The sequence below is a fragment of the Nonomuraea composti genome (genome assembly GCF_012034275.1).
Classification (GTDB): Bacteria; Actinomycetota; Actinomycetes; order Streptosporangiales; family Streptosporangiaceae; genus Nonomuraea; species Nonomuraea composti.
Window position 1 is genome coordinate 31,772 of record NZ_JAATEP010000046.1, and the last position, 18,132, is coordinate 49,903.

General features: G+C 69.2%; 17 protein-coding genes and 1 riboswitch. Of the genes, 11 read left to right on the forward strand and 6 right to left on the reverse strand.

The genetic code is table 11. The features are described 5' to 3' along the window. Positions 1-95 precede the first annotated feature (95 nt). Entirely contained in the window at positions 96-1,049 is a 954-nt protein-coding gene (locus tag HCN51_RS43225) for a C40 family peptidase (RefSeq protein WP_230465727.1), read from the reverse strand. A 99-nt stretch (positions 1,050-1,148) separates the two neighbouring features. Continuing rightward, positions 1,149-1,300, reverse strand: a riboswitch (cyclic di-AMP (ydaO/yuaA leader). Positions 1,301-1,566: 266 nt separating this feature from the next. Here HCN51_RS43225 and HCN51_RS43230 point away from each other — a divergent pair. From HCN51_RS43230 to HCN51_RS43255, 6 genes are all read left to right on the forward strand, one after another. Beyond that, the gene (locus HCN51_RS43230) at positions 1,567-2,148 is read left to right on the forward strand and encodes an amino-acid N-acetyltransferase (protein ID WP_080044354.1); all 582 of its coding nucleotides are present in this window, start codon (positions 1,567-1,569) and stop codon (positions 2,146-2,148) included. Between the two features lie 85 nt (positions 2,149-2,233). Further along, positions 2,234-3,796: an RDD family protein gene (locus HCN51_RS62645; protein ID WP_168017796.1), complete on the forward strand. Its 1,563-nt coding sequence runs from the start codon at positions 2,234-2,236 to the stop codon at positions 3,794-3,796. Between the two features lie 112 nt (positions 3,797-3,908). After that, positions 3,909-4,397, forward strand: a complete 489-nt coding sequence (locus tag HCN51_RS43240; RefSeq protein ID WP_168017797.1) for an RDD family protein — start codon at positions 3,909-3,911, stop codon at positions 4,395-4,397. A gap of 514 nt (positions 4,398-4,911) precedes the next feature. Further along, positions 4,912-5,244 carry a histone-like nucleoid-structuring protein Lsr2 gene (locus tag HCN51_RS43245; protein WP_080047412.1) on the forward strand — a complete coding sequence of 111 codons (333 nt, stop codon included), beginning with the start codon at positions 4,912-4,914 and terminating at the stop codon, positions 5,242-5,244. A 799-nt stretch (positions 5,245-6,043) separates the two neighbouring features. Further along, entirely contained in the window at positions 6,044-6,502 is a 459-nt protein-coding gene (locus tag HCN51_RS43250; RefSeq protein ID WP_168017798.1) for a Clp protease N-terminal domain-containing protein, read from the forward strand. Between the two features lie 610 nt (positions 6,503-7,112). Beyond that, positions 7,113-9,614 (forward strand): ATP-dependent Clp protease ATP-binding subunit, encoded by a 2,502-nt coding sequence (locus HCN51_RS43255; RefSeq protein ID WP_080044358.1) that lies wholly within the window; start codon positions 7,113-7,115, stop codon positions 9,612-9,614. Between the two features lie 122 nt (positions 9,615-9,736). Here HCN51_RS43255 and HCN51_RS43260 read toward each other — a convergent pair whose 3' ends face one another. Next, positions 9,737-10,063: a putative quinol monooxygenase gene (locus HCN51_RS43260; RefSeq protein WP_168017799.1), complete on the reverse strand. Its 327-nt coding sequence runs from the start codon at positions 10,061-10,063 to the stop codon at positions 9,737-9,739. Between the two features lie 58 nt (positions 10,064-10,121). On the opposite strand from HCN51_RS43260, the gene HCN51_RS43265 reads away from it, so the two are divergent. Both HCN51_RS43265 and HCN51_RS43270 read left to right on the forward strand, forming a co-directional pair. Further along, the gene (locus tag HCN51_RS43265; RefSeq protein ID WP_168017800.1) at positions 10,122-10,421 is read left to right on the forward strand and encodes an ArsR/SmtB family transcription factor; all 300 of its coding nucleotides are present in this window, start codon (positions 10,122-10,124) and stop codon (positions 10,419-10,421) included. 477 nt (positions 10,422-10,898) lie between these two features. Then, positions 10,899-11,837: a sugar phosphate isomerase/epimerase family protein gene (locus HCN51_RS43270; RefSeq protein ID WP_080044361.1), complete on the forward strand. Its 939-nt coding sequence runs from the start codon at positions 10,899-10,901 to the stop codon at positions 11,835-11,837. 75 nt (positions 11,838-11,912) lie between these two features. Here the strand turns inward: HCN51_RS43270 and HCN51_RS43275 are convergent, their stop codons facing one another. Further along, on the reverse strand, positions 11,913-12,383 hold the full coding sequence (locus HCN51_RS43275) for a MarR family winged helix-turn-helix transcriptional regulator (protein WP_346434003.1): 471 nt from the start codon (positions 12,381-12,383) through the stop codon (positions 11,913-11,915). Positions 12,384-12,444: 61 nt separating this feature from the next. Here HCN51_RS43275 and HCN51_RS43280 point away from each other — a divergent pair, with 61 nt between their 5' ends. Together HCN51_RS43280 and HCN51_RS43285 are read left to right on the forward strand one after the other, a co-directional pair. Then, entirely contained in the window at positions 12,445-12,822 is a 378-nt protein-coding gene (locus HCN51_RS43280; protein ID WP_168017801.1) for a cupin domain-containing protein, read from the forward strand. Positions 12,823-12,837: 15 nt separating this feature from the next. Next, positions 12,838-13,254 carry a cupin domain-containing protein gene (locus HCN51_RS43285; protein ID WP_168017802.1) on the forward strand — a complete coding sequence of 139 codons (417 nt, stop codon included), beginning with the start codon at positions 12,838-12,840 and terminating at the stop codon, positions 13,252-13,254. 28 nt (positions 13,255-13,282) lie between these two features. Here the strand turns inward: HCN51_RS43285 and HCN51_RS43290 are convergent, their stop codons facing one another. Then, positions 13,283-14,041: an HhH-GPD family protein gene (locus HCN51_RS43290; RefSeq protein WP_240973858.1), complete on the reverse strand. Its 759-nt coding sequence runs from the start codon at positions 14,039-14,041 to the stop codon at positions 13,283-13,285. 229 nt (positions 14,042-14,270) lie between these two features. Here HCN51_RS43290 and HCN51_RS43295 point away from each other — a divergent pair, with 229 nt between their 5' ends. Continuing rightward, positions 14,271-14,978, forward strand: a complete 708-nt coding sequence (locus tag HCN51_RS43295) for a hypothetical protein (RefSeq protein ID WP_206068564.1) — start codon at positions 14,271-14,273, stop codon at positions 14,976-14,978. A gap of 547 nt (positions 14,979-15,525) precedes the next feature. Here the strand turns inward: HCN51_RS43295 and disA are convergent. Together disA and radA are read right to left on the reverse strand one after the other, a co-directional pair. Next, positions 15,526-16,602 (reverse strand): DNA integrity scanning diadenylate cyclase DisA, encoded by a 1,077-nt coding sequence (gene disA / locus HCN51_RS43300; RefSeq protein ID WP_346434005.1) that lies wholly within the window; start codon positions 16,600-16,602, stop codon positions 15,526-15,528. A gap of 40 nt (positions 16,603-16,642) precedes the next feature. After that, positions 16,643-18,049, reverse strand: a complete 1,407-nt coding sequence (gene radA, locus HCN51_RS43305) for a DNA repair protein RadA (protein WP_080044367.1) — start codon at positions 18,047-18,049, stop codon at positions 16,643-16,645. Positions 18,050-18,132: the final 83 nt, after the last annotated feature.

Genomic DNA, 18,132 nt, shown 5'->3' on the forward strand with positions numbered 1-18,132 from the left:
CGATTCAGCCGGCGAGGCGTACCGCGCGATTCCCGATCACCCGGAGACGCGATACCGCGTTTCCGATCAGCCGGCGATGCGAGGCGCTTTCCCGGTCAGTCGGCGATGCGGACCGCGCCGGCGAACGGCCTGTTGGCGATCGAGGCGATCCGTACCACGTCACCGGTCTGCGGGGCGTGCACCATCATGCCGCCGCCGAGGTAGATGCCCACGTGGTGCAGGTCGCTGTAGAAGAAGACCAGGTCGCCGGGGCGCAGCTCCTCGCGGGAGATGTGCCTGCCCGCCGTCCACTGGCTGCCGGTGTAGTGCGGCAGGGAGATGCCGACCTTCTGGTAGGCCGCCATGACGAGGCCGGAGCAGTCGTAGGAGCCGGGGCCCTCGGCGCCCCACACGTACGGCTTGAGCTGCTGCGTGAGCGCCCACCGGGCGGCCTGGGCGGCCTTGCCGCTGCCGACGATCGGCAGGTTGACGCGCTGTGCCCGGGTGCCGGGCCGGCCGGCCTCGCCGAGCGCCCGCTTGAACAGGTTGCTCTCGACCTTGGTCACCAGCTTGGTGATCTTGTCGCGCTTGGTGTCGAGCTCGCTGACGATCTTCTGGACCTCGTCGATGCGCGCCTTGGCTCCGGCCCTGGCGCGCTCGGCGGCCTCCCTGGCCTGGGTGACCTGGTTGACCTCGGCGCCCTGCTGCTGCTCCAGCACGTCCATGGTGGCGGCGCGGTCGAGGAAGGAGTCGGGGTCGCCGGAGCCGGCGAAGGCCAGCAGGCGGTTGAGGCCGCCGGTCATGTAGGCGTTCTGGGCCAGCATCGCGACTTCCGCGCGCTTGGCGTCGAGATCGGCCTCGCTGGTCGCCAGCGTCTTCTGGGCGGCGTCGGCGGCCTTCTTGGCGGTCTTGAGCTTCTCCCGCTGGCCGTTGTACTCCTCGGTCAGCGTCTCGATCTCGTTGTGCATCTTCTCGACCTGCTTGGCCAGGTCTTGCAGCGAGGGCTTGGGGTCGGCGGACGCCGGGCCGACGGGAAGGGCGATCAGGAGCGCGGCCACTGTGATACTCACCACACCGCCGAGGCGCCGTGACAGCCCGGCCCTCTCCTGGGGGCGGGCGTGCCTGCCCGCCGTCCTGTGCCCGCCGTTGCGCGTGCCCTTCACCAACCAAGCTCCCTTCCTCGACGCCTACCGGGTTAGCTGACGGGTTCGGGCCGGAGCAGCCCTACCGAACGGACTCGGATTCACCCCGGGTGACGGCGATGGGGGTCGCCGCCGGTGGGTCCCCGGCTCCCCTCGCGGGGATTTGGCGTGTCCCGCGCGCGCGACACGCGGGGAACATCGTCGCTGGACACTAATGCACTCCGAGTTCGTGCTCAACCGGAACTGCCGAGTTCATAGAGGTTTCACAACCGAAGGGTCACAAGGTGATCTCGTGCCCGGCCGGGCAGAACGGGGTTTATGTCACGTTCGATGCCCCTTCTGCCGGATGTGGAGAGCGTGCTCATATGGCCACCGGATGTAACAGGATGGGCGGAGACGTGGGAGTTAAGGCTGAGCCGTAATGACATCTGTACTCTGGAGAGCCATGGAGCAGGTGGCCGAGCTGGCGACGTCCGAAACCGGGCCCGAGACCGCGGTGGTGGTCCGGCGTGCCCGCACGCCCGACGTCCGGGCGATCAGGCGGCTGGTCGACACCTACGCGGGCGCGGGTCCGCGGCTCCTGGAGAAAGCCACCGTGACCCTGTACGAGGACGTGCAGGAGTTCTGGGTGGCCGAGCGGGGCGGGCAGGTTGTCGGCTGTGGCGCGCTCCACGTGCTGTGGGAGGACCTCGCGGAGGTCCGCACCGTGGCCGTGGATCCGGCGTGCCGCGGCATGGGCGTCGGCCATCGGATCGTCTCGGCGCTGATACAGCACGCGAAGGATCTGGGTCTGCGACGTGTATTCTGTCTGACTTTTGAGGTCGACTTCTTCGCGAGGCACGGCTTTCGCCCGATTCAGGGCACGCCGGTCTCACCCGAGGTGTACGCCGAACTCCTGGCCTCGTACGACGAGGGCGTGGCTGAGTTCCTGGACCTGGAACACGTCAAACCGAACACCCTGGGCAACACCCGGATGCTGCTCCATCTGACATCGGGTGACGCGGACCTTGACCACTTGGAAAGGTGATTGTTGATACCTATGTCGATACGTTGGGCAGCACAGGCATGTGTCCTGACACGTGCCACATGCGCACTCGAAGCGAGGTGACACGGTGAGCACCGGACAGCCGCCGTATCCACAGGACGATTCCGGCGAGAATCCCCCGCCCGGCACCCCTTACGGGCAGCACAACCAGGGCCGCCACCCCGGCGAGCCCGACCCGGACGTGACTGTGGTCGGCTACCGGGCGGACGACGCCTACGGCCAGCAGCCCCAGTATGGCCAGCAGCAGGGCTACGGTCAGCAACAACCCCCGTACGGACAGCAGCAAGGCTACGGTCAGCAGGGCTACGGCCAGCAGCCCCAGTACGGCCAGCAGCACGGTTACGACCAGCAGCAGCAGTACGGCCAGCAGGGCTACGGTCAGCAGCAGCAGTCCCAGCCTGACTACGGTCAGCAGGGCTACGGCCAGCAGTCCGGTTACGGCCAGCAGCCGCAGTCGGGCCAGCAGCCCCAGTACGGGCAGCAGCAGGGCTATGGCCAGCAGCAGCAGTCCCAGCCCGGCTACGGCCAGCAGGGCTACGGTCAGCAGCAGCAGTCCCAGCCGGACTATGGCCAGCAGCAGTACGGCCAGCAGTCCGGTTACGGCCAGCAGCCGCAGTCGGGCCAGCAGCCCCAGTACGGGCAGCAGCAGGGTTACGGCCAGCAGCCCCAGTCGCAGCCCGGCTACGGCCAGCAGGCTCAGTACGGCCAGCAGCCGCAGTCCCAGCCGGACTACGGCCAGCAGGCTCAGTACGGCCAGCAGCCGCAATCGCAGCCGGACTACGGCCAGCAGGCCGCCTATGGCCAGCAGCCCCAGTCGCAGCCCGACTACGGCCAGCAGGGCCAGTACGGCCAGCAGGCCGCGTACGGTCAGCAGCAGCAGGGCTATGGCCAGCAGCCCGGCTACGACCAGCAGGGTTACGGTCAGCAGGGCTACGGTCAGCAGCAGCAGTCCCAGCCCGGTTACGCCCAGCCTGGCTACGGCCAGCAGCAGGGTTACGACCAATACGGTCAGCAGCAGGGCTACGGCCAGCAGCCGCAGCAGTACGGGCAGGGCGGCTACGCGCAGCCCGGTTACGGCCAGCAGTACGGCCAGCCGGTCGGCGTGCAGCCTCCGGGGGCGCCGGCGCCGCTGGCGGAGTGGTGGCAGCGCCTGGTGGCGAGGATCATCGACTTCGTCATCCTGTTCATCCTGAACCTCGTCATCGGCCTGGTCATCGGCCTGTTCGCCGTGGCCAGCTACTCGACCCTGGACGGAAGCAGCAGCGGGTTCCTCACGGTGACGGTGGCGTCGATCATCTCGTCGATCGTCGTGACAGCGCTGTGGGTGGCCTTCGACTTCTTCCTGCTGAAGGCCAAGGGCCAGACCGTCGGCAAGATGGTGATGGGCATCAAGGTCGTGCAGGTGGGCCAGCCGGTGCCGCCCGGCGGCCTGCCCACGGACGCGGCGCTGAAGCGGGCCGCGGTCACGTGGGGCGGGTGGATACTCAACGCCGTCCCGCTGGGCTTCATCTCCAGCCTGCTGGCGTGGGCCGTGGTGGCCGTGAACGGCGCCTCGCAGCTGTGGGACAAGCCGCTGCAGCAGACGTTCGCCGACAAGGTCGCGAAGACCGTGGTGGTGAAGATCAAGTAGTCTCTCGCGGACACGACATAGGGGCCGGCCTCGCCGGCCCCTATGTTTTGTGCGTGGACCTGTACCAGAATTAGTTAGCGACCCGAGCCCCCGACGACGCGAGGTGGGAGTTATGGCCGGGACGGCGCCGCGGACGGACGTGCTGCCTGCCGAATGGTGGGAACGCCTCGGTGCCCGGCTGATTGAGGCGCTCGTCTTCGGGGTCTTCTATTACATTCTGTTCATCGCGCTGTGGGCCGTCTTCCGGACTGTCGGGATGGCCGACGTCTTCGGCGGCCGGCTGCCGGGGGTCTTCGCGTGGCTGGGCGCGGGGGCGGCTTATGCGGGCTACGACTGGTGGGCGCTTTCCCGGCGGGGGCGCACGTTCGGTAAGGCGATCATGAGGATTCGGCTGGCGCCGGAGGGCCTGCCGCGCCGGGTTCTGCTCAAGCGGACGCTGGTCTATCCCGCCCCGGTGATGCTCATGGGCATTCCCGTCGTCAATCTGCTCGCGGGAATGCTGCTGTTCGGGGTGGGGCTGCTCATCCTGATGGACAAGCCGCTGGAGCGCGGCCCGCACGACCGGGCGGCGGGAACGCGGGTGGTAAAAGATCTTCCCTGAGGTGCGCGTACCTGGGGCTACGCCTTTTCGCAAAATTTTCGGTTGATCCGGTAAGGAGCCTGGAGAGACTGGCATTAGGCTATGGGGCGTCCGGGTTGCCGGATGTCGGCGCCCCTGGGACACGCAGGGCATCTGTGTGACGCTATGGTCAGGTACGGGCGGTTGCCGCCTGGGTGCCATGAGCGGGGCCGCGCTCCTCGTGGACACGCTCCCAGCGCTTAATGCGCCCCCGAAACCCCGCAAGCCGTGGAGGCGAGGACGAATGGAAGCCCTTACAGACGTATTGTCAGCGCTCATCCCCCCGGTCGTGGTGGGCGGCGCCTTCATCTTTGGCGTAGTGAAGTTGGTCCGGTCCGAGGCCCTGGGGGGCCGGCGAAACCGCGAGGATCAGCCCGAGAGCCAGAACTGATCGGTCAGTCAGCCGAATCCCCGTAGCGCTGAATTGTCTCAACGCCTTTCCGGGTATATGTTTGGGCAGGCGAATGAAACAATGCTCCGCGAAAGGATTGCGTACATGGCCAAGCAGATCCAGGAGATTCTCATCGATGACCTCGATGGGGGCGAGGCCAATGAGACGGTCAGCTTCGCTATTGACGGCTCCACCTATGAGATTGACCTCAGCGACCTTAACGCGAAGAAGCTGCGGGACGCTCTCACGCCTTTCGTGCAGCACGCGCGCAGGGCGGGCGCCGTATCACCGCGCCGGCGGGGCCGGGGCGGCAACCGTGCGATGAGCCGCGAGAAGAGCTCCGAGATCCGGCAGTGGGCCAAGGCTCACGGCCTGCCGGTCAGCGAGCGCGGCCGCATCGCCTCCACCGTCGTGGAGAAGTACGAAGCCGCCCACTAAGGGGCCGGCTCTCGACCATGCGCTTATGATGCTCGCCTCGGACCCCGGCGGCCGCCATAAGCGCATGATCGTTTCCGCGGCGCGCCCGAATGTGGAGCGTCCCGGAAGTTGATCTCCTGAGGCGCCCATATGCGGGCGTTTTGGGTGCAGGCGTTGTCCGGCCCCTCCACGGTGCCGTTTCACCGGCGGTGGCGGCATATGTGGGGGCGGCGGGCGCAAATGCCGTGTGGGGCGGCCATGCCTCATTCAACGTACGTTCAGGCGTCTCACTGTGTGAGAGAACCGGGCGTACGAACTGGCGGTGGCCGCTCCGCATTGGCTTGTGCGGCGGGCTTTGAGGTTCGCGCGGAGGTTGTGGTCCGTCGCACCGAGCCGTTCGCCGGACGCGTCCATGGAACGGGCCATGAGAAAAAACCCGCGGAGCCGTCTTCACTCGCTGTGACATTCATGTCAGGTATCTCCTGACGCGGTTGCCGGAAAACCGTAGCCGGAACGCATAGGGCGGGGTCCCGCATAACCCGCCTCTTGCTCGGATGAGCCGGGCATAAGCGGCAAGTATGAGCATCCCTCGCACAATGCCGGTTCCGCCGGCATCCCCGCACAATGCCGTCACTCCCGCCGCACGAGGACACGTCCGGTAACCGGGCTGACCGGATGGCGGATTACCGATGAGGGTCCGTACGGATGCCGCGCGCCGCCTTCGCCCGCCATGATCGCGAATTGCCGCCCGCTCGCCGGCATACGGAAGGATGGGACGCATTCACCGTCCTGACCGACTGCTTAGTAGAGGAGCGGCGAGTTGTTCGAGAGGTTCACCGACCGGGCGCGGCGCGTGATCGTCCTGTCCCAGGAAGAGGCCAGGGCGCTCCACCATCACCACATCGGCACCGAGCACCTCCTGCTGGGCATGCTCCGGGAGGGTGAGGCGGTGGCCGCCCAGGCGCTGGAGAGCTTCGGCATCGGCCTCGACGACGCGCGGCGGCAGGTGGTGGAGCTCGTCGGGCAGGGTGCGGCGCCGGCGTCGGGGCACCTGCCGTTCACCGCCGGCGCTACTCGGGCGTTGCAGCGGGCCGGCCGCGAGTCGCAGGGCCGGGGGCTCGACCACATCGGCACGGAGCATCTGCTGCTCGGGCTCGTCCTTGAGGGTGAGGGCGCGGGGGCCGAGGCGCTGGTCAAGCTCGGCGCCGACCTCGGCCGGGTCGCGGAGGTCGTGAACGAGATCGTCGCGAGGTACCAGGCCGCCCCGCCGTCCCCCTGACCCGGCCGTCCCGCTCGCGCAGCCTGTGCACCCGCCGGCGCGCCGCCGTCCCGCCGACCGCAGGCATCCCGCTGACCGCCGGGAGGCGCGGGGCAGTGAGCGGGAGGCGTGAGGTGATGAGCGGGGAGGCGTGGGGCGACGGGCGGAGAGGCGTGAGCTGAAGAGCGGGGAGGCGCGGGGCGGTGAGCAGCGTGTGCCGCGTTGTGCTCAGGGCGTAGCCTGCTCGCTTGGACTTGCATCGGCCGCGACATAAGATGATTACGTAATAGATACGGACGCGGCATCTCAGATGCAGGGGCGAAAGCGGCGTCCCCGCGCCGGCTCCGCGCCAGGCGTCCGAAGGACGATCCGTGTGAGTCCGTATGCGTCATGGGCGGCCATTCACAGCCGCTTCCGCGAGCGTCCTAAACATCGTTCGCTTGCGGCGTATCGGGAACACGTCACCCCCGAACAGTAGTTGGATGGAGGGTGAACGCCCTGCTCTCGGGGAACGTCTCTGATATAGAGCGTGTCAGCGGCAGTGGGCACGGTTCGCCGAGCCAGGGCTAGCATGCGGGAGGACGGGACCGGATTTACCGGCCTGACTGACCGCTCTGTGAGGAGCGACGAGATGTTCGAGAGGTTCACCGACCGAGCGAGGCGTGTTGTCGTCTTGGCCCAGGAAGAGGCCAGGATGCTCAACCACAACTACATCGGCACTGAGCACATTCTTCTTGGTTTGATCCATGAAGGTGAGGGCGTGGCCGCCAAGGCTCTGGAGAGCCTCGGCATCAGCCTTGAGGGTGTGCGCCAGCAGGTCGAGGAGATCATCGGCCAGGGCCAGTCGGCTCCGTCGGGGCACATTCCGTTCACCCCGCGGGCCAAGAAGGTCCTCGAGCTGTCGCTCCGTGAGGCTTTGCAGCTGGGCCACAACTACATCGGCACCGAGCACATCCTGCTCGGGCTCATCCGCGAGGGTGAGGGTGTGGCGGCCCAGGTGCTGGTCAAGCTTGGAGCTGATCTCAACCGTGTCCGGCAGCAGGTCATCCAGTTGCTCCACGGTTACCAGGGCAAGGAGCCGGCCGCGGCGGGCGGTCCGCAGGAGTCGGCGCCGTCGACCTCCCTGGTGCTCGACCAGTTCGGCCGTAACCTGACCCAGGCCGCCCGCGAGGGCAAGCTGGATCCGGTCATCGGCCGTGAGAAGGAGATCGAGCGGGTCATGCAGGTCCTGTCCCGCAGGACCAAGAACAACCCCGTTCTCATCGGCGAGCCCGGCGTCGGCAAGACCGCCGTCGTCGAGGGCCTGTCGCAGAAGATCGTCAGGGGCGAGGTGCCCGAGACGCTGAAGGACAAGCAGCTCTACACGCTTGACCTCGGCGCCCTGGTGGCCGGCTCCCGCTACCGCGGTGACTTCGAGGAGCGCCTGAAGAAGGTGCTCAAGGAGATCCGCACGCGCGGCGACATCATCCTGTTCATCGACGAGCTGCACACGCTCGTGGGTGCGGGTGCCGCGGAGGGCGCGATCGACGCCGCCAGCATCCTCAAGCCGATGCTGGCCCGCGGCGAGCTGCAGACGATCGGCGCGACCACGCTCGACGAGTACCGCAAGTACTTGGAGAAGGACGCGGCGCTGGAGCGGCGCTTCCAGCCGATCCAGGTGGCCGAGCCCTCACTCAGCCACACGATCGAGATCCTCAAGGGTCTGCGCGACCGCTACGAGGCGCACCACCGCGTGTCCATCACCGACGACGCGCTGGTGGCCGCCGCGCAGCTGGCCGACCGCTACATCAGCGACCGCTACCTGCCCGACAAGGCGATCGACCTCATCGACGAGGCCGGCTCCCGGATGCGCATCCGCCGGATGACCGCTCCACCGGACCTGCGCGAGTACGACGAGAAGATCGCCAACGTGCGCCGCGACAAGGAGTCCGCGATCGACGCGCAGGACTTCGAGAAGGCGGCTGCCCTCCGCGACCAGGAAAAGCAGCTCCAGCTCAAGCGCGAGCGCAGGGAGAAGGAGTGGAAGGCCGGCGACATGGACGTCGTGGCCGAGGTCACCCAGGAGCTCATCGCCGAGGTCCTGGCGACCGCCACCGGCATCCCGGTCTTCAAGCTGACCGAGGAGGAGTCGCAGCGCCTGCTCCGCATGGAGGACGAGCTCCACAAGCGGATCATCGGCCAGGACGACGCCATCAAGGGCCTGTCGCGCTCCATCCGGCGCACCCGCGCCGGCCTGAAGGACCCGCGCCGTCCCGGTGGCTCGTTCATCTTCGCCGGCCCCTCCGGTGTCGGTAAGACCGAGCTGTCCAAGGCTCTGGCGGAGTTCCTCTTCGGCGACGAAGACGCTCTGATCAGCCTCGACATGTCGGAGTTCATGGAGAAGCACACCGTCTCCAGGCTGTTCGGCTCGCCTCCCGGCTACGTCGGCTACGAGGAGGGCGGCCAGCTCACCGAGAAGGTGCGGCGCAAGCCGTTCTCCGTGGTCCTGTTCGACGAGATCGAGAAGGCCCACCCCGACATCTTCAACTCGCTGCTGCAGATCCTGGAAGACGGTCGCCTGACCGACGCCCAGGGCCGCGTGGTCGACTTCAAGAACACGGTCATCATCATGACCACCAACCTCGGCACCCGTGACATCTCCAAGGGCATCGGGGTCGGGTTCGCGAAGTCCAACGACACCGAGTCCAACTACGAGCGGATGAAGGCGAAGGTCCAGGAGGAGCTCAAGCAGCACTTCCGGCCCGAGTTCCTCAACCGTGTCGACGACATCGTGGTCTTCCACCAGCTGACGCCGAACGAGATCATCAAGATCGTGGATCTGATGCTCGCCCAGGTCGACGCCAGGCTGAAGGACCGCGACATGGGGCTCGACGTCTCGCCCGAGGCCAAGCAGCTCCTCGCCGACCGCGGCTACGACCCCGTCATGGGCGCCCGGCCGCTGCGGCGCACGATCCAGCGCGAGCTGGAAGACTCGCTGTCGGAGAAGATCCTCTACGGCGAGCTCCGGCCGGGCCAGGTTGTGAAGGTCACGGTCGAGGGCGAGGGCGACAACGCCAAGTTCATCTTCAAGGGCGAGTCCGCCTCGAAGATCCCCGACTCGGCTGCCGCGATCGCCGCTCCGATCCAGAACTGACCCTGGATCTGGGGGAAGCCCCCGCGTGAGGCCACAGCGCCTCCCGCGGGGGCTTTCCGCTTTTCGGGGGCCCGTCGTTCGGGGGCCCGTCGTTCAGGGGCCCGCCGTTCAGGGCCTGCCGTTCAGGGGGTCGCGCTGAGGGGCGTCAGCCAGTGGATCTCCAGGTCCTCCCGCAGGTAGTCCATGCGGTGCTGCTGGAAGTGTGCGAGTTCCGGACGCGCGAGGTGCGCGCGCAGGTCGTCGGCCGACCGCCACAGCTCGTAGAACACGAGCGTGCTGGGATCAGCCGCATCGCGGTGCACCTGGTACTGCATCGAGCCGGGCTCGGCCCTGGTCGGCGCCACGAACGACAGCAGCAGCCGCTCCAGCTCGTCGGCGCGCTCGGGCTTGGGCCGGGCGAAGCCGTAGATGCCCACTGGCCCGTCCCCTTCAGGTACGACAATCTTCATACCTCCCAACGCTAGCCACTCCCTCAGGTACGATGCAAGTCGTACCTAGGAGGGAGCCATGGATCTGGGCAAGGTGTTCCACGCGCTGGCCGACGACTCCCGGCGGCGGGTCGTGGCCGAACTCGCGGCCGATCCCGAGGACCGGGAGCGGGCCTGCGGCTCGTTCGACCTGCCGGTGAAGAAGGCCACGCGCACGCACCACTTCCGGGTGCTGCGCGAGGCGGGGCTGATCATCCAGCGTGACCACGGCAACGGCAGCGCCGTCTCGCTGCCCAGGCAGGACATCGAGCGCCGGCTGCCCGGCCTGTTGCGGCTGCTGTCCGAAGAGCTGAAGGCCGGGGGCGCCGCGGCCGACTAGCTGGGATCTGTCACAAAAGGGCGAGCTGTTCAGTCATAAGGGGTGTACGGGCGATCCAGGCTGAGGAGGCTCGCGGTGGCCCTGAGAACGCCGACGACGGCTTGCGGGATTCGGCGGGTCGACGACGTCCATGGCGGTCCGGCGGCCGCCGGGCGTGGTCGTGAGCGGCATGTACGGCATCTTCGGCGATCTTCACATCCGCGATGTGAAGAAGTGAGAGGGTTGCCGTCGTTGCGTAATTGTTGGGTGAGCGGGTATACCACCACCGCGAGTAGTACTACACTGCGTAGAGCTTCGCCAAGTCTCATCCAAGTGAGGCACAAGAGCATGCTCCCAAGCTGGGGGCCTGCTCCCTGGGGAGTAGTTGGAAGTCAACTCAGGGCGGACGCGCGTGCCACGGCCTCGGAGGCATGCTCACATGGTTCGCACGTCCGAGGCGGGCGACGGGAACACTAATGCAAGCCCTGGAGGAAACCGATGCGCCTGCGTCACGATGACGGAACGCTCGTTCACCTCGCCTACAACGCAGGCGTCCACCCCGCTGAGGACCTGGAGAACCTCATCGCGCACCTGACCCGCTACGCGGTGCCGGTGCGCAAGCGGCTGGGCGTCGAGCGGATGGGCATCGGGCTGTGGCTGTCCCCGAGCGTCGCCGACCACCTCACGGCCGACCGGATCGAGCTCGTCCGCCTGCGCCGCTCCCTGGAGGAGCGCGGCCTGGAGGTCGTCAGCCTCAACGGCACCGGCGGCCGCAACCAGGAGGTCCCCGGCCCCGACTGGGCCAAGCCCGAGCGCTACCGCTACACCATGGCCCTGGCCAAGATCCTCGCGTTCCTGCTGCCGGAGGACGTCCGGTTCGGCAGCATCTCGACGATCCCGATCGGCTGGCGCCGCGACTGGCCCGCCGACCTGCACGCCATCGCCACCCGCCGGCTGGAGCGGCTGGCCCGCGAGCTGCGCGGCATCTACAGCACGACCGGCAAGACGATCCGGGTCGGGTTCGAGCCGTGGCCCGGCTGCGTGCTGGAGACGACCGAGCAGGCGCTGGAGCGCGTGTGCGGCATCGACTCCGAGCACCTGGGCGTCTGCCTCGACGCCTGCCACCTGGCCTGCGACGCCGGCGAGCCGGGCGCGGCCCTGAAGGGCCTGGCCGAGGCCGGCGCGCCCGTGGTCAAGCTCGGCCACGTGCACAACCACACCGGCGAGGTCCCCGGCACCGGCGCCGTGCTCCAGGACACGCTGACGGCCATGCTGTCCGGCGCGGTGAACGGCAGCGCGCACATCGAGGTCGAGACGCACAACCTCCTCGTCCCCGGCCGGGCCAAGGGGCCAGGGGCGCTGGTGTCGATGCTGGCCGAGGAGCTGGACTGGGCCCGTACGAACCTGACCAGCCTGGGGCTGCAGCTCGCCGCGTAAGCGCGGTCCGGCGGGGGATCGCGACTTTCCTGAAGCGGGGCGCGCCGGGCGGGTCGTGCTCTCGGTGGCGCCCCGTCAGAGGTTGCCGAACCAGCCCGGCATGTCCAGCCGCCAGGGGTTGCCGGGCGTCATCCTGCGCAGGTCCGCCTCCAGCGCCCGCAGCCGTTCCTCGCCGAGCTCGGCCGCCCAGCGGGTGCGCAGGGCGTCGAAGATGCGGGCCGAGCGGTCGAGGGCGTCCATGCCGTACGGGGTCAGGCGAACGATCTTGCGGCGGGTGTCGTGGGGGTCGGTGGTGCGCTCGACGTAGCCGATGCGTTCGAGCGTCTCGATGGTCTTGCCCGCCGCCTGCTTGGAGACGCCCAGCGTACGGCCGAGCTCGGCGGCGGTGGTGCCGTGCGGGCCGATCGCCTGCATGACGAACCCGTGCATGGGCCTCAGGTCCGGATGGCCCTGCTTGCCGAGCTCGGTGTGCAGCTCGTCGATCAACATCCTGAACGCGAGCAGCAGGCGCAGCGGCAGCTCGAAACCGGGGACGTAGCTTGACACGATAGACAACCTGGTTAACTATATGGACAACGTAGTTGCCTATCTTAAGGGGTGCAGAGACGTGACCGTCATCCGTGACGCCGACGCGCGGCGATCCGAGACTCCCGGCGGGGTCATGACGACGTTCGCCTCGCCGACGCAAGGAGGGGCCTCACGGTCCCTGTGGAAGGTCGAGGCCAAGCCGGGGGCCGAGGGGCCCGTGCACGACTTCGACAGCGAGCAGGTGTGGAGCTGGGTCGCCGGGGCGGCGACCGTCGAGCTGGGCGGCGAGACGTACACCGTCACCGCCGGCGACACCGTGATCATGCCCGCCCGCACGGTGCGGCGGGTCCTGGCCGACCCCGACACCGGCTACATCGCCGTCGTCACCGCACCGGCCGGCGCCAAGGCGTACGGGCCCGACGGCGCCGAGTTCGGTGTCCCGCCGTGGATCGTCTGAAAAAGGAGCTTGTCGATGAGTGTTGTCCTGGGAGCCGGCTCCCGCAGGATCGAGACCCCGAACGGGGTCATGACCACCCTCGCCTCCCCCACCCAGGGCTCCGCCGGGCAGGCCGTCTGGCGGGTGGACGCCAAGCCCGGCATGGTCGGGCCGTTGCACGCGTTCGACGCCGAGCTGGTGTGGACGTGGCTCGACGGCAGTGCCGTGGTCGAGCTCGGCGGTGAACGGTACGAGGTGGGGGCGGGGGACACCATGGTGCTGCCCGCCGATGTGACCCGGCAGATGGTCGCCGATGCCGAGCACGGGTTCGTCTCGATCGTGGTGGCTCCGGCCGGGGCGCAGGTCTACAACCCGGGCGGCGTGTCCGACCCTGACGCCTGCGACCTCGCCCCGAAGGACGCCGAACGGCTCGTGCCGGCCTGGTTGCGCTAGCCCTGGATGCGCTAGCGGCCCCGGAGGCTCAGGCGTGCGGCAGGCGGTAGGTGCCGTCCTCCAGCGCTTCGGCCAGGCCGTCGGCCACGAGGCCGTCCAGGGCGCGTTCGCGCTGCACCGCGTCGTCCCACACCACGTCCAGCGCCGCCTTGGGCACCGGCCCGTGGGCCTCCCGCAGCACCGCCAGCAGCCGGCCCCGGCACTGGCGGTCGGTGCCCGCGTACGTCTGGCCCTTGCGCGCGGGCCCCTCGTGCGGCGGCTTGCCGGCCAGCCGCCACGCGCACACGTGCGTGATCGGGCAGTCGGCGCAGCGCGGGGAGCGCGCCGAGCACACCAGGGCGCCCAGCTCCATGACCGCCACCCCCCACCGGGCGGCGCCCAGCTCGGGCAGCAGGCTCTCCGCCAGCCGCCGCTCGGCCGCCGAAGTGGCGGCCGGCGGATACTCCTCGGCACGCACCACCCGCGCGAACACCCGCCGCACGTTCGTGTCCAGCACCGCGTGCCGCCCGCCGAAGGCGAAGCTGGCGACGGCGGCCGCGGTGTACTCGCCGATGCCGGGCAGGGCGAGCAGGGTCGCGTGGTCGGACGGCACCTCGCCGCCGTGCTCCTCGGTGATGGCGCGGGCGCACGCGTGCAGGCGCAACGCCCGTCGCGGATACCCGAGCCGCCCCCAGTGGCGCACGGCCTCGCCGGGCTGCTCGGCGGCCAGCGCCTTGGGGGTGGGCCAGCGTTCCATCCATTCGTGCCAGACGGGCAGGACTCGGACGACCGGGGTCTGCTGCAGCATGATCTCGCTCACCAGCACGCCCCAGGGGGTCGCGTCGGGTGCCCGCCACGGGAGGTCGCGGGCGTTGTCCTCGTACCAGTCGAGAACGGCGGTGTGCAGGACGTTCGGCTCAACCACGCGGTCAAGGGTATGGGGCGATGACAACCCTTGGCGTGCCGACGTTCCAGGAGATGGCATCCATCGGCGTGTCGTCACTCCCCGTCATTGCCCGCTCACCATCCTGTGCTGTATGGACCCGGATACGATGCGTGGCGACGGCGGTGACATCTACTGGCGGCGCCGGATGAGCGTACTGGTGGCGGTGCTCGTCGTGGTGGCCGTTGTGGCATGGGCGTGCTCCAGCGGCGGCAGCGGCCCCGAACGCTCGTCCAGCGCGCAGTCCTCACCCAGCGCGAGCCCCGGCGCGGGCGCCAGTACGGGCGCCCAGACCGCGCCGGCGGTGGACCCGCTGCTGGCGGGCCTGCGTACGCTCGCCATGGGCACCGCCAGCCCGTCCCCCACGCCCACCCCCAAGGCGAGCCCGTCGGAGCGGCCCAGGCGGCCGGGTGAGCCGTGCGAGGAGAAGGACCTCGTGCTCAGCCTCCAGGGCGGCAAGGAGCCGATCTACGCCGGCACCGCCCGCCCCACCTTCCTCGTCACCCTGGTGAACACCGGCTCCGTGATGTGCACCGCCGACGTGGGCCCGCGCGCCATGGAGATCCGCATCACCTCGGGCGCCGACCGCATCTGGTCCACGGCCGACTGCGTGAGCGGCGAGGGCACGGAGATCAAGGAGTTGCAGCGGGGGGTGCCGTACGTGCGGTCCCTGGAATGGGACCGGCGGCGCTCCAGCTCCGACTGCCGCTCCACCCCTCCCGTCGCCCTGCCGGGGACTTATGTGGCGGTGGCGCGGATGGGCAAGATGCGCACCGAGAAGGGCGTCTTCCACCTGCGCTGAGGTGTTCCGCTCACCCGCGGTGGGGCGTCGCGCTCGGGCGGATACGTGGTTTGCGGGCGAAGACCTGCACTCGTCCTCGGACGAAGATCTGCGCTCATCTTTGCGCACGTGGACAATGGCGCTCATGGACGCATCTTCAGCCCGTCAGACTCGGCATCGACTCCTCGGGGCCGACCTGCTGCGCTACCAGAGGGAGTACGGGGAGTTCACGGAGGAGGAGCTGGCTCAGGCGCGTTCCCGGATCTTCGAGACGGCTGACGGACACGCCGCAGCGGCAGCACGCGGCCATGAACGGTCAGGCGGGCGTCACCCTGGGGTATGAAGACGTCCTGTTGGTCGAGCCGGCATCTCGCCACGGCCTTGGACCTTCTTGCTGATCGACCATCAGCCCGGCGAGCGACGAGTTCGGCCGGGAACCGATCATGTCCTCATGCCTGCCCCAACCGGATCTCGGTCAAAGGGCGCCAGTCCCATGCAGGTAAATGGGATTGGGGTGGGCGCGAGTTGGGAGGGCGCCCGAGCGACCAGCGAGGATCTTGCGGTCGGTTCAGACGTAGCGTTCGAGGATGGAGGATTCGGCGAGGCGGGACAGGCCCTCGCGGACGCTGCGGGCCCGGGATTCGCCGACGCCGCCGACCGCCTGGAGGTCGTCGATGCTGGCGGCCAGGAGCTTTTGCAGGCCGCCGAAGTGGTTGACCAGGCGGTCGACCACCGTGGCGGGCAGGCGGGGGACCTTGGCGAGCAGGCGGAAGCCGCGGGGGCTGACGGGGGTTTCGAGCTGGTCGGTGCCGTTGTGGCCGAGGACGTGGGCGACCACGGAGAGGTCGAGGAGGTCGGCTCCGGAGAGCGCGTCGAGCTCGTGCAGGGCTTCCAGGAGGCGTTTCTGGCGGCGGCCCGCGGGGGCGGGGAGGTAGTCGCGGATGACCAGTTCGCGTTCGGAGTCGACGCCGGCCACCAGCTCGTCGAGCTGCAACGACAGGAGGCGGCCGTCGGTGCCGAGCTCGACGACGTAGCCTTTGATCTCGTCGGAGATGCGGCGGACCATTTCGAGGCGTTGCGCGACGGCCGCGACGTCGCGAACGGTGACGAGGTCTTCGATCTCGAGGGCGGACAAGGTGCCGGAGACCTCGTCGAGGCGGTGCTTGTAGCGTTCGAGGGTGGCCAGGGCCTGGTTGGCCTTGGACAGGATGGCGGCCGACTCTTCGAGGACGTAGCGGATGCCGTCGAGGTAGAGGGCGATGATGCGCATCGACTTGCTGATGGCGATGATGGGCAGGCCGGTCTGCCGGGCGACGCGCTGGGCGGTGCGGTGGCGGGTGCCGGACTCGTCGGTGGGGATGGCGGGGTCGGGGACGAGGTGCACGGCGGCGCGGACGATCTTGTGGTCGTCGCTGAGGACGATGGCGCCGTCCATCTTGGCCAGCTCGCGCAGCCGGGTGGCGGAGAAGTCGACGTCGAGCTCGAAGCCGCCGCTGCAGACCGCTTCGACGACCTTGTTGTAGCCGAGCACGATCAGCCCGCCGGTCTGCCCGCGCAGGATCCGTTCCAGGCCGTCGCGCAGAGGTGTGCCCGGCGCTACCGCGGCCAGGGCTTCGCGACGGCGGTCGTCCAGACTCCTATCCACCTGACCCCCGTGTCGATCGGTCACCTCAGCTTAGCCGCGCTCATGTCACGTGTGTGAGAGCGTCCCAGACGTTCTCCGCCTGGACGACCTCGAAGCCGGGCGCGAACGCGACCGGCCCGACGGGCACGAGTGCGCGCTGGCCGCCGCGCCTGGTGCCGCTTTCCTCCAGCGAGCCGGCCGGTACGAGCGCGCGTTTGAAGCCCAGGCGGGCCGCCTCCGTGAGCCGCCTGCGCACGTCCTTGACGGGACGCAGCTCGCCGGCCAGGCCGACCTCGCCGAGCGCGACCAGCCCCGGGGGGAGCGGCTTGTCGCCGGCGGCGCTGGCGACGGCGAGCATGACGGACAGGTCGACGGCCGGGTCGGCGAGCTTGATGCCGCCGACGGTGGCGGTGAACACGTCGCAGCCGCCGAGGCGGGCGTTGAGCCGGCGCTCAAGGACGGCGAGGATCATCTGGACGCGGTAGGTGTCGAGGCCCGACGAGGTGCGCCGGGGCTGCTGGGCGTCGGTGCGGGCGACCAGGGCCTGCACCTCGGCGGGCAGCGGCCGGGTGCCTTCGACGGTGACGGTGACGCAGGTGCCGGGCACCGGCTCGCTGCGCCGGGAGACGAACAGGCCGCTGGGGTCGGTGATGCCCTCGATGCCCCGCTCGTGCAGGTCGAAGCAGCCGATCTCGTCGGTGGGGCCGAACCGGTTTTTGATCGCGCGGACCATGCGGAGCCTGGAGTGGCGGTCGCCCTCGAAGTTGAGCACGACGTCGACCAGGTGCTCGAGGGTGCGGGGGCCGGCGATGGAGCCCTCTTTGGTGACATGGCCGACGAGGACGGTGGCCATGTTGCGCTCCTTGGCCATGCGGACGAGGTTGGCCGCGACCTCCCGCACCTGCGTCACGCCGCCGGGCACGCCGGTGGCCTGCGCGGAGCCGATCGTCTGGACGGAGTCGACGACCAGCAGCCGCGGCTGCACCTTCTCGACGTGCGTGACCAGCGCCGACAGCTCGGTCTCCGCCGCGAGGTAGAGCTGGTCCTGGATGGCGCCGATGCGGTCGGCGCGCAGCCGCACCTGGGCCGCCGACTCCTCGCCCGTCACATAGAGGACGGTGGCCCGCTCGGCGATGCGCGCCGCCGCCTCCAGCAGGAGCGTGGACTTGCCGATGCCGGGCTCGCCCGCCAGCAGCACCACGGCGCCGGGCACGAGGCCGCCGCCCAGCACCCGGTCGAGCTCGGCCACGCCGGTGGTGCGGGCGGTGGCCACCTCGGCCTTGACCTGGCCGATGGGCAGGGCGGGGGCGGTGGTGGCCCCGGCCTGCACGACGTTGACGCCGGCTCTGGCGCCCTCTTCGTCGACCGTGCCCCACGCCTGGCACTCTCCGCACCTGCCGACCCATTTGGTGGTGCGCCAGCCGCATTCGGCGCAGCGGTATCCGGGCTTCTGGGCAGTCTTGGCCATGTGGTGCAGGCTAGCGGCTCGCACCGACAAACAGGCCCGGGACGATCACGCCGTACCGGCGAACAGGCTCGGGACGATCACGC

Coding starts and splice junctions, on each gene's coding strand:
- HCN51_RS43230 (WP_080044354.1), top strand. CDS start 1,567: ATGGAGCAGGTGGCCGAGCTGGCGACGTCCGAAACCGGGCCCGAGACC.
- HCN51_RS43240 (WP_168017797.1), top strand. CDS start 3,909: ATGGCCGGGACGGCGCCGCGGACGGACGTGCTGCCTGCCGAATGGTGG.
- HCN51_RS43245 (WP_080047412.1), top strand. CDS start 4,912: ATGGCCAAGCAGATCCAGGAGATTCTCATCGATGACCTCGATGGGGGC.
- HCN51_RS43255 (WP_080044358.1), top strand. CDS start 7,113: ATGTTCGAGAGGTTCACCGACCGAGCGAGGCGTGTTGTCGTCTTGGCC.
- HCN51_RS43260 (WP_168017799.1), bottom strand. CDS start 10,063: ATGAAGATTGTCGTACCTGAAGGGGACGGGCCAGTGGGCATCTACGGC.
- HCN51_RS43265 (WP_168017800.1), top strand. CDS start 10,122: ATGGATCTGGGCAAGGTGTTCCACGCGCTGGCCGACGACTCCCGGCGG.
- HCN51_RS43270 (WP_080044361.1), top strand. CDS start 10,899: ATGCGCCTGCGTCACGATGACGGAACGCTCGTTCACCTCGCCTACAAC.
- HCN51_RS43285 (WP_168017802.1), top strand. CDS start 12,838: ATGAGTGTTGTCCTGGGAGCCGGCTCCCGCAGGATCGAGACCCCGAAC.
- HCN51_RS43290 (WP_240973858.1), bottom strand. CDS start 14,041: ATGCTGCAGCAGACCCCGGTCGTCCGAGTCCTGCCCGTCTGGCACGAA.
- HCN51_RS43295 (WP_206068564.1), top strand. CDS start 14,271: ATGGACCCGGATACGATGCGTGGCGACGGCGGTGACATCTACTGGCGG.
- radA (WP_080044367.1), bottom strand. CDS start 18,049: ATGGCCAAGACTGCCCAGAAGCCCGGATACCGCTGCGCCGAATGCGGC.